The following is a 12,631-nucleotide window of genomic DNA, read 5'->3' on the forward strand; positions in this document are numbered from 1 at the left end:
AACCTCAGTTTGGGTTAAAGCAATTTAAGGGGGAGGTCCGCTCTCAGCTCTCAGCTTTTTGGTCTTATTTTTCCGTCGAACTCACGTATTCTGACCATTGCTCAACTGCACCATAAGTCTTTCAGCTTATCCCGAGTTCAGATTAACTAAAATTCAAACATCAAGGATGGCTTTGTAATCACCTCTTGATAAAATTTAATGTCATCAGAATATAAATTGCGGACAGTTTCAACTAACTCATCAGTATAAAGGGATTTAGGAGCAGGGCAATAACCATCTTTTTTTAGGCTCAAAATTTCAGCAGGTTTAACTTGAGAATAATCAGCATCATCGAGCAATTTTAGTTGGTCTAAACCATGGTTAGTTAATTTACGAGCATCAATCAGCTCCAAGCCAATTTTGGTCTTAAGTGTGGTAACGATCTCCGCAAAATTTTCTAAGCAAAAATAGTCATCATACTTCTGATACACTAAAAAATCTACTTGCGATCGCCAATGAATATTCCCGTTCTGGACAGCTTCGGTTTCTAGCTGTTGTACAAATTGAGTAAAAGAAATATCGTCTAATTCAACTTTCCTGTCGATTAAATCGTAAAAATCCCAAGCAACAATATCTCTAGAAACGATTTTATCAAGATAAACACTTGCTAGTCTGGCAAAGGGACAACGCAAAATAACAAAAGTGTAATCGGCACAAATTAAATCTGCTAATTCAGCGTTGAAAGTGTGGTTATTCTTATGTATCCAGTTGAAGTCTTGAGGATTATCAATACAGCCATTGGCATAGGCGATCGAAGTCCTCATTGTGCTACAAGCATTTTTAGGAATAAAGCTATAAATAGCATTAGATTTGTAAATACGAATAGTATGTCTTTGGGCAAAATTGTGCTTACTATTTTGTTTTAATGCCCCATAATTGGCAGCAGAATATTTCAAAAATCTAATCATCAACTTGACCCTTGATGCGATAGAGCAATCCGCTTTCAAGTAAAAACTAAAAAACTGGAGCAAGTATAGTGTATTAGTCTATTATTTGCCACCAAATACTTCTTTCAGCACACTTCAAGGCTGTGAGTCATGATTATTTAGAATACTGCCTAAGATCAAACTTAGATTGGTAAAAAGAGTTATTTTGTCGCTTTATCCTGAAAAATTTCTCTAATTTCTTTCCAAAGTTCTGACAATAGCTGTTTAACCTGCTTTTCTTTACGCGCTACTGCACTACCAGTTGCTCCTAGTTTTTGCTCAAATTCGGTTCTTTTTCGTTTTACTGGCTCAGTAAATACTTCTGGGTCTTCTTTAGCTTTTTCATACCAGGTTTTAGCTTCCTCTAAGTAGTTATTCACCTCTTCGTATTGTTCACCATAACGATTGGCCAAATTTGCTTTTAATACCGCTGTTTGAGCTTTTAAACGAGCATATTGCTGTTGTAAGAGCGCAAATTCTTCACTGTTACTAATACTTGTAATAGCTTCGCCGATCGCTTGTTTGATCTTGTCAGGTTCGGCATTACTTTGTTTTGTAACCTCTTCTAAAGCTTGATCGATATCATCTTGTAGCTCTTGTTCTTCCGATACTACTTCTGCTTCTAAAGTGGTAATTTCTGATTGTGTGTCGTTAATTTTTCGTCTTCTTGCTTCGCTAATGCCGTCTATTGCCCCCTGAATAGAGGCTGTAACTTCTTCTTTTACTTCGCCACTTTTTTCTTGAAAAGTTTCTTTGACTGCCGCGATCGCATCTTGAACTAAATTAACTATTTCGCTTCTGCCTGCTTTGACTTCGGTAATAGTTTCGGCGATCGCATTTTTAACGATTTCACGGATCTTCTCAGTTTTTAACTCTCCAGTCTGTTTTGCCTGTTGTAGATCGGCAATAATTCTTTCTTTGCGGGAATCAGACATGATAAATCACCCTAGTTATCTATATATTGCTATGTTAGCTATTATTACTATGTCAAAAATTTTCCTGATTATGAAAAAAACGATAGGGGTAATTAATTAAATTACCCCTAATGATAGACCTTGAGACTATAACCAATTAATAGAAATAGCTAATTAAACCTTAGCTTCTTCTTGAACTAGTTTCTCCCAACCCAGTTCTTTGAGATTGTTATTACGACGCAGAGGACGAGTGGCTAACTCTAGAATATCCCGTGCATTAGTAAAACCGTGAATTTGAGCAAAAGTAAATTCAACTGACCACTTGGTATTGATGCCTCTGGCTTCTAAGGGGTTGGCGTGAGCCATACCAGTGATTACTAAGTCGGGTTTTTGAGCGGTAATGCGTTGAAGTTGGTTGTAGTTGTCAGGTTTTTCGACAATAGTAGGAATGGGAACACCCATTTCGTTACAGGTTTTTTCAAGTAAGTCTAGTTCAGCTTTTTGATAACGTTTGTCCATGTAAGGAATGCCGATTTCTTGGCAAGTCATACCACAACGAATCAGAAAACGGGCTAGCGAAACTTCTAACAAGTTATCTCCCATAAAGAAGACCGACTTACCGCGAATTAGTTGAATGTAATCTTCTAAGCTTTCCCAAATCTTAGCTTCTCTCTCTTCTAGTCCTTGAGGTTCGATGCCTAGTACCGAACAGATTTTTTCAATCCAGGCTCTGGTACCATCAGGACCAATCGGGAAAGGCGCACCAATGAGTTTAGTTTTACGACGACGCATCAAGGTAGTAGCAGTACGACTAAGGAAAGGATTTACTCCTGCTACATAGTAGCCCTGTTCAATTACAGGTAGTTCCGTATAGCGTTTAGAAGGTAGCCACCCCGATACTTTAACCCCTTGTTTTTTGAGTTCTAGGGTCAGGTTGGTAACTACGGGATCTGGTAATGAACCAAAAAGTACTAAAGGTTGATGATCCTTATATTCAGATTCTTCTTGTTGGACTTCTTCTTTCTTGCGACCAAAGTTAAGTAAGCTGGAAACAGCATTACGTTCTTTCTTTTCGGCTTCTAACTGAGGTGCTTCCGTAGGACACTTGTGCGCCATCGCAGCAAGTACTGTATCTTCACCCTGAGTAAAGGCATAATCTAAACCATTAGCACGGGCAGTAACGATGGGAATACCAATTTCAGCTTCTAGTTTAGGTGCTAAACCTTCTAAATCCATTTTGATAATCTCAGTCGTACAAGTACCAATCCAGACGATTACACTAGGATTGCGATCGCGTTTGATCTGAAGACACAATCTTTTTAGTTCTTCGTAATCGTTTAATTTAGCCGAAATATCTCCTTCTTCTAATTCCGCCATCGCGTAGCGAGGTTCAGCAAAAATCATTACCCCCATAGCATTTTGCAGAAAGTAACCACAGGTTTTGGTGCCAATGACTAAAAAGAAACTATCTTCAATTTTTTGATATAGCCATGCCACACAGCTAATGGGGCAAAAAGTATGATAATTCCCAGTTTCACACTCAAAATTTAAAGCACTGGGTTGATCTTGGGCAACGGTCATGTTTTGATTTCCTCTCTAACTTGATCTAAATATTTTGAATATAAATCTGATTATTGATCTGTCGTTTTTGTCGATCCAAAGGCTACGGGTCACGTAATCGCTTTTTTAATTCAATTTCAGGGTCGAAATCTTTTCCTAACGCTTCGATTATGGAGTTGCAATCTTTAGTTACTGGAAGAAAGTAAAGAGATGCAATATATGGCATCTCTACGTTCAAACTGCAATAAGTAGTTGTCAACTGTCAATTATTGATTGTCAATTGATCAAACCATCATCATGTCTAATTCTTCTTCTTTCTCTTGTGTACCTGCGGGAGGATTTAGATAGTAATCAGATAACAAGGAGAATAAGTCTCTGTCTTGAGCTTCGTTGGGTACTACTCCTTCTGGTGCAGCCAAAATCTGATCGGCAATATTGAGATAGTAATCACAGACAAAAGCTAAGGAAGGATCGTTTTCTGCCATTTCAAACAAAGTTTTTCCTTTAACACGAGATACACGAATGTCTTCAATTAGAGGTAGTATCTCTAAAACAGGCATAGGTACGTGTTCAATGTACTTATCAATTAAGTCCCGCTTGGAAGTACGATTGCCAATTAAACCCGCTAAACGGAGGGAATGGGTCCGGGCTTTTTCTCTTACAGAAGCAGCAATACGATTAGCTGCAAACAAAGCATCAAAACCATTATCAGTGACAATCATGCAGTAGTCAGCATAGTTAAGGGGGGCAGCAAAACCACCGCAAACTACGTCACCCAATACATCAAACAAAATAACGTCATATTCATCAAAAGCATTTAATTCTTTGAGTAGCTTAACAGTTTCTCCGACTACGTATCCACCGCAACCAGCTCCAGCAGGAGGACCACCTGCTTCAACACAGCTAACGCCACCATAGCCTTCATAAATTACATCTTCGGGCCAAATATCCTCGTAGTGAAAGTCTCTTTCTTGGAGTGTATCGATAATAGTAGGAATGAGAAATCCTGTGAGAGTAAAGGTACTATCATGCTTGGGGTCGCAGCCTATCTGTAATACTTTTTTGCCTCTTTTGGCTAAGGCTGCGGAAATATTGCAGCTAGTTGTAGATTTACCGATTCCGCCTTTACCGTAAACTGCTAATCTAATTTGTCCCACGTTTATTATCTCCCCTGCTTCTACTAAATACGAGAATTTATCTGAGTTTAATAAGTATGACGTAATTTGCATTTCTGGTTTACGTCTCTGTATGCATTATTAGCCAAATGAACCGGAAAATAAAGGTACTCTCTATCTCAAAAGAAATCTAAATCTTAGTTTGTGAGAGCATTTGGTTTTTAAACGATTATAAGACTCTAAAACAATTGAAAAAATATCAAAAAAATTGTTTTTAATATTTTGCGTATTTATTTAAGATAAAAGTGAACAAAAAACAAAAAAGCCTTTTAGCACTTCAAAAAAGCAATTTTTCCTTTGCCTATTGCTATACGATAATTTTAAAGATTGAAATTGCCTTTAGCCTCTATCATTGATTTATTCTAAGTTTCAGCCCTCTAAGGCTAGAATTGTCTTGGCGATCGCTGTAGAAAATTTATTCAGTTGCTCATAGAGCAAACTCAATATTAAAGAATCAAGATTTTTTTTAAGTAAAGAAGAGTTAATTTTTGAGATATCCGGGATGAAATATCAACATATATAAAGCTAATCACTAAATACCACTGACGTAGTCAAGTTATGCTAAGGGCTAGATCAAAGATTTATGGTTAAAGATTAAATAGCCATGTTACCCAACATATTTTTTATTTCTTTAATAGCTTTCATTGCTCTATATATACTTAGAGGAATTGGTATGATTACTTTTCTTCCAGGAGGGGTTATTGCAGTCTTGTTAATAACCGCCGTAGTATCGGGGCTAGCTTGGGGGATTTTGAGGACGAGAAGGTATTGAGTTCGGAGTTCGAAATTCGGAGTTCGGAGTTCAGAGTTGGTAATTCGGAGTTATTCAAAGTAAAAATTTTGAATGTAATTGTTATTGGTGGTGGTGCTGCGGGTTTTTTTGGAGCGATCGCCTGTGCGGAGGCAAATCCTCAACTTAAAGTAACCCTCTTAGAAGCGGGGCAAAAACCCTTAGCGAAAGTTCGTATATCTGGGGGGGGAAGATGTAATGTAACCCATCATTGTTTTGATTCGGCTCGGTTAGTGGAGCATTACCCCAGAGGAGGAAAAGCTTTGCGGGGGGCATTCACCCGCTTTCAACCTCAAGATACGGTGCAGTGGTATAAATCGCGGGGAGTAAATTTAAAAACCGAAGCTGATGGCAGGATGTTTCCGACTACTGATAATTCGGAGACGATTATTAGTTGTCTAATGCAAGCAGCAGATAAGGCTGGAGTTAGATTATTTACTGGTGCAGGGGTTAAAACTGTCAAGCAATTTTCGGATTCAGAAGATAAGAGCTATTTTCAAGTTGAATTGAAAAATGGTCGGGTTTTTCAGGGCGATCGCTTATTACTCGCTACCGGGAGTAATCCTTTAGGATATCGTTGGGCAAAAAATTTAGGACACAAAATTGAGCCAACCGTACCGTCTTTATTTACGTTTAATATCAAAGATGCTCGTTTACAAGGTTTAGCAGGAGTCAGTGTAGATAATGTCCAGGTTAGACTTGGTACAGGCAAAAATAAACTGGAACAGACAGGCGCATTACTGATTACACATTGGGGTCTAAGTGGGCCAGCGATTCTCAAATTATCTGCTTGGGGAGCCAGATTTTTATACGACCTTAAATATAATTCCCGTCTCCAAATTAATTGGCTACCCAAATACAACCAAGAGACTTTAAAACAAGATTTAATTACAGTAAAAAAAGCTCATCCTAAGAAAAGAATAGTTAACTACTGCCCACTCAAATTACCCAAGCGTCTGTGGCAAAGTTTAGTTAATTATATTGGTATTAAATCAGAAAAAGTCTGGTCAGAAATTAGTAAAAAAGAGCTGAACAAACTAGTATCAGAAATTATTCTAGGACAGTACCAAATTACCGGTAAAGGAGTTTTTAAAGAGGAATTTGTCACCTGTGGTGGAGTTAGCTTAAAAGAAATCAATTTTAAGACTATGGAAAGCAAGAAATGTCCTGGTCTTTATTTTGCAGGAGAAATATTAGATATCGATGGAGTGACCGGAGGATTTAATTTTCAGAGTGCCTGGACAACTTCTTGGTTGGCTGGGCAAGCCATTAGTCAAGTGTGATTATCACCTAGGATAAGATTCAAGATCGCAAAACAAAATAGCCTGGGATTGTTGACGTAAAATGGTTGCTGGAAAACTTGGCGCGATCGCATTTTTCAAAGTCTTGTTAACTACTTCTGCTTTATGACTTCCCCCAGCTAAACAAAAGATTTTCTTGGCAGCGCATATTGTAGGAATAGTCAGAGTGTAGGCATAATTGGGTACAGCTTCTAGATCAGAAAAATAACCTCCATTAACTTGTTGTTGACGAGTTTTAGTTTCTAGTTGAACTAACTTTACAGTGTGAGGATCATTAAAATCGGCAACAGAAGGTTCATTAAAAGCGATGTGACCATTATCCCCAATACCCAAAAGACAGAGATCGATTGTCTGTTGCTGTAATAACTGACTGTAACGGTTACATTCGGCTATTGGTTGCAGGGCATCTCCATTTAGATAGTGAAATACACGAGGCTTTACTCGTTGTTCTACTTTGTGGCGTAAATAGTAACGAAAACTGCCTGGATGCTCTGGGGAGATTCCTAGATATTCATCCAGATGAAAGAGAATAATCCGTGACCAATCTAACTTATTGCTAGATGCGATTGCATCTAAAAACTTTAGCTGAGAATTACCTGTAGCCAAGATAATGCTGACAGTTTCTTGTTGTTCTAATAAAGATTGCAAATAGTTTTGAGCCAGGGTAGCAGCATCTTGGGTTAACCCTCTAGTTGAAGGTGCAATTCTGACAGATAGACGATCAACTTGGATGATCTGACTGTCTGAAAGAGATGGTAAAGTACGATCTGGCATATTTAGCAAATCTTATTTCCAAAGCAGAATATGAGTAATATATCCGATATCAGTGTCAAAACTATCGATGGCAAAGAAGAAAAATTTGCCGACTATCAAGGAAAAGTATTGTTGATTGTTAATGTCGCTTCTTACTGTGGTTATACTCCTCAATATAAAGGACTAGAACAATTAAACCAAGATTATCGTGATCGGGGATTGCGAGTATTAGGTTTTCCCTGTAATGATTTTGGTGCTCAAGAGCCAGGAACAAACGAGGAAATTGCTAAATTCTGTGAAACTAGTTACGGTGTGAATTTTGATTTATTCGATAAAATTCATGCAAAAGGCTCTCAAAAACATCCTCTATATCAAACTCTAACTACTTCTGTTGAACCCCAAGGAGATGTGGCATGGAATTTTGAGAAGTTTTTAATTAACAAACAGGGTGATGTTGTCGCCAGATACAAAAGTGGAGTTACTCCTACCTCTCCTGAGCTAATTCAAGCAATTGAAGCGGAGCTAGCTAAATAAGTATCTTGGGAAATTGACTCCTCACCGCCCTAAAGAGTCGGTGATTCTGGTTTTTAGTTTTTAGTTTTTAGTTTTTAGTTTTTAGTTTTTAGTTTTTAGTTCAAATTGACTACTAATTACTAATTACTAATTACTAAAAGAAGTCTTCCTAGAAGAAAGAGGCTTTAAACCCAGAACGATGGTAAAATTTATCATTTGTCCAGAAAGCTTAATCATTTTTTAGATTGGTATTAGATACGATAGCGAATAAGGACATATCTAAAGATCTCAACCTAATCTAAAATCTGTGACCAGTTTCAGCAGACAAGAACAGTTCAATCTTGCTCACAACAGTAAAAAATCCCCTATTTTTCGGGTACGGAAGATTAGTAAAGTCTATGAGATGGGTGAAGTTTCCGTCCAAGCATTAAAAAATGTCAGTCTCGATTTGTATACAGGAGAGCTGGTGGTTTTACTTGGTGCTTCTGGTAGTGGCAAATCTACTTTACTGAATATCCTGGGAGGTTTAGATATTCCCTCAACTGGACAAGTTATGTTTGCTGAGCGCGATCTTACCCAAGCAGGCGATCGCTCTTTGACTAGCTTTCGACGAGAATGTGTCGGTTTTGTATTTCAGTTTTATAATCTAATTCCCAGTCTCACTGCTAGAGAAAATGTTGCTTTAGTTACTGAAATCGCCCCCCATCCGATGCGACCAAGAGAGGCTTTAGGATTAGTAGGATTAGACCATCGCCTCGACCATTTCCCGGCTCAACTATCGGGAGGAGAACAACAAAGAGTTGCGATCGCCCGTGCCATTGCTAAACGTCCTCAGGTGTTGCTTTGTGATGAACCTACAGGCGCACTAGATTTTCAAACAGGTAAGCTGGTATTGCAAGTATTAGAGCGAGTTAATTGCGAGCTAGGCACAACTATTGCCGTGATTACGCACAATGCCGGGATTGCTGCTATGGCAGATCGGGTAATTACCATGCGTAGTGGTGAGATTATTGGCATTCAGCATAATGAAACCAAAATTGCACCGGATGATTTGGAATGGTAATAGTTAAGTACGTCTATTGTGAATTAATATTTGAACCAGTCCAATAACCTGAACTAATTATAGTTCCTCCGTATTGTTTTACTTTCTGGAGAGACATAAAATAAGCCCAAGCTTTGCCCATAGACTGATAATCAAAATTGTAAACAGGAACTAGCTGACGATAATATTCATTCAAATCAGGTTTTCGCTGTTGTTGATAACCCTCTAATCGATCTAGGCTAGTTAAAATATTGGGGTCGATAAAAGTTAGCAAAAATCCTTGAACTTGATTTTCACCGACCGTCATCGCGGGATAGCCAACAGGCAAAGCGTATAAGTCACCAGTAGTAAAAGCTGGATTTTGCGATCTTACTTGATCTTTACAGTATCGATGATAATTTGCTTCTCCAGGCTTAAGAGTTCCATAAACAAAAACAGTAAGTGGTGAGGTTGAAGATTTCATGGATAATTAGTATTTGGTAATTGATTATTAGGATGGAATCTTTGAGAATAGCTACTTGGAACGTTAACTCAATTCGGACTCGTCAGCAGATTGTAATTGACTGGCTGCAACAACATCGAGTAGATGTTCTCTGTTTGCAAGAAACTAAGGTTCAAGATCATCAATTTCCGCGATCGCCCTTTGAAGAATTGGGTTACAACCTTTATATCTCAGGTCAAAAATCATATAATGGCGTGGCTATTTTTAGCTTGAAACCTCTAACTGAAGTACATTGTGGTTTTCATCCTATCGTCGGTGATTTAGCAGCAGATTTTGACGAGCAAAAACGGGTAATTAGCGGTGTTATCGATGATGTTCGGATTGTCAATCTCTATGTTCCTAATGGTTCAGCGATCGCTAGTGATAAATATGAATATAAACTTAATTGGTTAACAGTACTGCAAGAATATCTTCAAACATTACAGAGTAAACAGTTAGAAATATGTGTCTGTGGAGATTTTAATATTGCTCTAGAAGATAAAGATATTTATACTTCCAAAGGTAGAGAAAAACATATTATGTCTTCTCCTACAGAAAGAAAAGCCTTGAGGCAAGTATTAGAATTAGGTTTTCAAGATGCTTTTCGTAAATTTACATCTGAAGAGGGACATTATAGCTGGTGGGATTACCGCGCTGCTGGTTTTTCCCGGAACCGAGGCTGGCGGATCGATCATCATTATTTAACATCCGAATTATATCAACAGGCAACAAAATGCTGGATTGATATTGAACCCAGGAAGCTAGAAAAGCCCAGCGATCATGCCCCTGTAATTGTGGAATTTTAATTGATATTTTGTTTGGGATTTGGTATTTAATTTAGACTAAATTTATGTAATTATGCATAGATTCTTTACATAGGGATTGCAATTGTACTGCTTTTATTACATAGTTATTTTAAGCAGTTTTTATCAGTCAGTATTTGGTAATCAAATTGACAATTAAATCCACTCCAAAATAAGACTATTGAGTCTAGATTGGCTAATGTTGTCAAGTAATCAAATCATCGGAACCTTATGATTAATACTACTCGACGATTTGGAAAGTCACTTGAGCACGAAAGACTGATTTCAGTTACGAGATCGGAGCCTATTAAACACCGGATATTGCATCTGACCAATGGAGAGCACTATGCAGGCATTGAAAAAATTCTAGACTTGCTAGCACAGTTTTTACCTAATTGCGGATTTGAGGTCTGTTTTGCCTGTCTTAAGCCAGATCGGTTTCCAATGATTAGACAAGCTCAACAAGCACCATTGTATAAATTACCTATGCAGAATAAGTGGGATTTGCGACCAGCTAAGGCTCTGGCAAAATTGACTCGCCGTCATGGCTATAGCCTGATCAATACTCATACTGCTCGCTCGGCATTGATTGGAAGAATTGCATCCCTTTGGGCTGGTGTGCCAATGGTTCATCATTTTCACAGCCCCGCTACAGTTGATACACCCAATCAATTGCAGAATCAGGTTAATGTACTAGTAGAACGATGCTGTCTCATAGGAGTGACTGAAGCGATCACAGTCTCTGAAGACCTAAGAGATTATGCTCATTGGCTCGGTGTTCCTCGAAGTCGAATCTCAGTTGTCCTTAATGGGGTACCGATACAAGATCGATTAATCGAACGCAGGGTACCTCAATCAACGTGGACTTTAGGAACCGTAGCACTTTTTCGACCACGAAAGGGAGTAGAAGTACTGCTAGATGCAATTGCTTTGCTCAAGCAGAAAGGTTTTTCCCTTAAACTGAGAGCCGTAGGTAATTTTGAAACATCAGATTACGAAGCAGAAGTCAAAGCTCGCGTTGTATCTCTTGGTCTAGAAGATGATATCGACTGGCGTGGATTCCAAAAAGATGTTAACGCAGAACTTTGCCAGATGGACTTGTTTGTGCTTCCTAGCTTATTTGGGGAAGGTATGCCGATGGTTATTCTTGAATCTATGGCTCTAGGTTTGCCAGTCATCGCGACGCAAATTGAAGGTATTTCCGAGGTGATCTGCGATGGTGTAAACGGACTAATTACCGAACCAGGTAATCCAGATAGCTTAGCGATCAAAATAGCGCAAGTGATTTCTGGCGAAGTAGATTGGTATACAATGCGCAGCAACGCTCGCCAACGTCAGTTCGACTGCTTCTCCGCTCGAAGAATGGCTGAAGAAGTGGCAGAAGTTTACAGGAAAGTGCTGATTTAGGTGATTTAGAAGCGTCGCTTAAACAATGGATGACTAAAATCCTAATTCTGCACTTGTCTAACATTACGTAATTGTGCAATGTCACTACATTAAATGTGTATTAACTTCAGCCCAATGATATTCACACTTTTATTCGGCGATAACCAACATATCCTGACTTCGTCACAAATTAGGATTCTCGGCATAAGCATCCACAATCTAAGCATAGATGAGGCTGTCGATATCATTCGCCAACGATTGGACAAGAGGATAACAACCAACATTTGTTTCGTAAATGCCAATTGTTGCAATGTAGCGAGGCGTGACCTTAACTACCGAAATATCCTCAACGATGCCGAAATCGTTCTTCCTGACGGTATTGGCTTGCAATTCGCTGGTCAGCTCCTGAATTCGTCCAAAATCTTCAACTCGAATGGCACAGATCTGTTTCCGCATCTTTGCGCAGCAATTAATGGTACAGGCAAACGTCTTTATTTACTGGGTGGACACATTGGGGTTGCGGAGCAGGTAAAGCAGTGGCTCGAAATTAACTTTCCCAAAGTGAAAGTCTGCGGTTTCCATCACGGTTACTTTTCCTTGACAGAAAATGCGAGAGTTATAGCTGCTATTCGTGAGGCTAAACCCGATCTTCTGATAGTAGCGATGGGCGTACCATATCAAGAAAAGTGGTTAGCTACCTACGGTACGACTACAGGTGCTAGCGTCTTGATGGGGGTGGGCGGTCTGTTTGACTTTTACTCTGAACGAATTCCTCGTGCACCCTATTGGATGAGACAAAGAGGTATGGAGTGGCTATATCGATTGCTACAAGAGCCAAGACGTCTTTGGCGGCGATACCTCATCGGTAATCTCTCGTTCCTGTTTAGAGTATTATGGACTGTAATAATTTCTTCTAAGTTTTTCAAACAACCAGAGAGCAACAGTTAA

General features: G+C 38.9%; 12 protein-coding genes. 6 read left to right on the top strand and 6 right to left on the bottom strand.

Annotation, left to right across the window (positions count from 1 at the left end):
* Positions 1-146: 146 nt before the first annotated feature.
* The 4 genes from PLEUR7319_RS0118390 to bchL all read right to left on the bottom strand — a co-directional run bounded on the left by PLEUR7319_RS0118390 (position 147) and on the right by bchL (position 4,596).
* Positions 147-947, bottom strand: coding sequence for a sulfotransferase family 2 domain-containing protein (locus PLEUR7319_RS0118390; protein WP_019506697.1), 801 nt, complete (start codon positions 945-947; stop codon positions 147-149).
* Between the two features lie 179 nt (positions 948-1,126).
* Positions 1,127-1,900 carry a hypothetical protein gene (locus tag PLEUR7319_RS0118395; protein ID WP_019506698.1) on the bottom strand — a complete coding sequence of 258 codons (774 nt, stop codon included), beginning with the start codon at positions 1,898-1,900 and terminating at the stop codon, positions 1,127-1,129.
* A 153-nt stretch (positions 1,901-2,053) separates the two neighbouring features.
* Complete coding sequence (locus PLEUR7319_RS0118400; protein ID WP_019506699.1) at positions 2,054-3,460, bottom strand: ferredoxin:protochlorophyllide reductase (ATP-dependent) subunit N; 1,407 nt, start codon at positions 3,458-3,460, stop codon at positions 2,054-2,056.
* A 263-nt stretch (positions 3,461-3,723) separates the two neighbouring features.
* Complete coding sequence (gene bchL, locus PLEUR7319_RS0118405; protein ID WP_019506700.1) at positions 3,724-4,596, bottom strand: ferredoxin:protochlorophyllide reductase (ATP-dependent) iron-sulfur ATP-binding protein; 873 nt, start codon at positions 4,594-4,596, stop codon at positions 3,724-3,726.
* Between the two features lie 858 nt (positions 4,597-5,454).
* Between bchL and PLEUR7319_RS0118415 the strand changes: the two genes are divergently transcribed.
* Positions 5,455-6,687 carry an NAD(P)/FAD-dependent oxidoreductase gene (locus PLEUR7319_RS0118415; protein WP_026102626.1) on the top strand — a complete coding sequence of 411 codons (1,233 nt, stop codon included), beginning with the start codon at positions 5,455-5,457 and terminating at the stop codon, positions 6,685-6,687.
* Between the two features lie 3 nt (positions 6,688-6,690).
* On the opposite strand, the gene PLEUR7319_RS0118420 is transcribed toward PLEUR7319_RS0118415, so the two are convergent.
* On the bottom strand, positions 6,691-7,479 hold the full coding sequence (locus PLEUR7319_RS0118420) for a glucosamine-6-phosphate deaminase (protein WP_019506703.1): 789 nt from the start codon (positions 7,477-7,479) through the stop codon (positions 6,691-6,693).
* A 30-nt stretch (positions 7,480-7,509) separates the two neighbouring features.
* Between PLEUR7319_RS0118420 and PLEUR7319_RS0118425 the strand changes: the two genes are divergently transcribed.
* Together PLEUR7319_RS0118425 and PLEUR7319_RS0118430 are read left to right on the top strand one after the other, a co-directional pair.
* Positions 7,510-7,992: a glutathione peroxidase gene (locus tag PLEUR7319_RS0118425; RefSeq protein WP_019506704.1), complete on the top strand. Its 483-nt coding sequence runs from the start codon at positions 7,510-7,512 to the stop codon at positions 7,990-7,992.
* A gap of 286 nt (positions 7,993-8,278) precedes the next feature.
* Positions 8,279-9,034, top strand: coding sequence for an ABC transporter ATP-binding protein (locus PLEUR7319_RS0118430; RefSeq protein ID WP_019506705.1), 756 nt, complete (start codon positions 8,279-8,281; stop codon positions 9,032-9,034).
* A 13-nt stretch (positions 9,035-9,047) separates the two neighbouring features.
* On the opposite strand, the gene PLEUR7319_RS0118435 is transcribed toward PLEUR7319_RS0118430, so the two are convergent.
* Positions 9,048-9,476, bottom strand: coding sequence for a gamma-glutamylcyclotransferase (locus PLEUR7319_RS0118435; protein ID WP_019506706.1), 429 nt, complete (start codon positions 9,474-9,476; stop codon positions 9,048-9,050).
* A 41-nt stretch (positions 9,477-9,517) separates the two neighbouring features.
* On the opposite strand from PLEUR7319_RS0118435, the gene xth reads away from it, so the two are divergent.
* The 3 genes from xth (at position 9,518) to PLEUR7319_RS35915 (ending at position 12,631) form a co-directional block, all read left to right on the top strand.
* Positions 9,518-10,300 (top strand): exodeoxyribonuclease III, encoded by a 783-nt coding sequence (gene xth / locus PLEUR7319_RS0118440; protein ID WP_026102627.1) that lies wholly within the window; start codon positions 9,518-9,520, stop codon positions 10,298-10,300.
* A gap of 318 nt (positions 10,301-10,618) precedes the next feature.
* Positions 10,619-11,704 (top strand): glycosyltransferase, encoded by a 1,086-nt coding sequence (locus PLEUR7319_RS0118445; RefSeq protein ID WP_202804249.1) that lies wholly within the window; start codon positions 10,619-10,621, stop codon positions 11,702-11,704.
* 237 nt (positions 11,705-11,941) lie between these two features.
* Positions 11,942-12,631, top strand: coding sequence for a WecB/TagA/CpsF family glycosyltransferase (locus tag PLEUR7319_RS35915; RefSeq protein WP_158441853.1), 690 nt, complete (start codon positions 11,942-11,944; stop codon positions 12,629-12,631).

It is taken from the genome of Pleurocapsa sp. PCC 7319 (assembly GCF_000332195.1).
Lineage (GTDB): Bacteria > Cyanobacteriota > Cyanobacteriia > Cyanobacteriales > Xenococcaceae > Waterburya.

Bases quoted from the DNA above. Each gene is read 5' to 3' on its own strand.
- PLEUR7319_RS0118390 (WP_019506697.1), bottom strand. From the start codon at position 947: ATGATTAGATTTTTGAAATATTCTGCTGCCAATTATGGGGCATTAAAA.
- PLEUR7319_RS0118395 (WP_019506698.1), bottom strand. From the start codon at position 1,900: ATGTCTGATTCCCGCAAAGAAAGAATTATTGCCGATCTACAACAGGCA.
- PLEUR7319_RS0118425 (WP_019506704.1), top strand. From the start codon at position 7,510: ATGAGTAATATATCCGATATCAGTGTCAAAACTATCGATGGCAAAGAA.
- PLEUR7319_RS0118435 (WP_019506706.1), bottom strand. From the start codon at position 9,476: ATGAAATCTTCAACCTCACCACTTACTGTTTTTGTTTATGGAACTCTT.
- PLEUR7319_RS0118400 (WP_019506699.1), bottom strand. From the start codon at position 3,460: ATGACCGTTGCCCAAGATCAACCCAGTGCTTTAAATTTTGAGTGTGAA.
- PLEUR7319_RS0118420 (WP_019506703.1), bottom strand. From the start codon at position 7,479: ATGCCAGATCGTACTTTACCATCTCTTTCAGACAGTCAGATCATCCAA.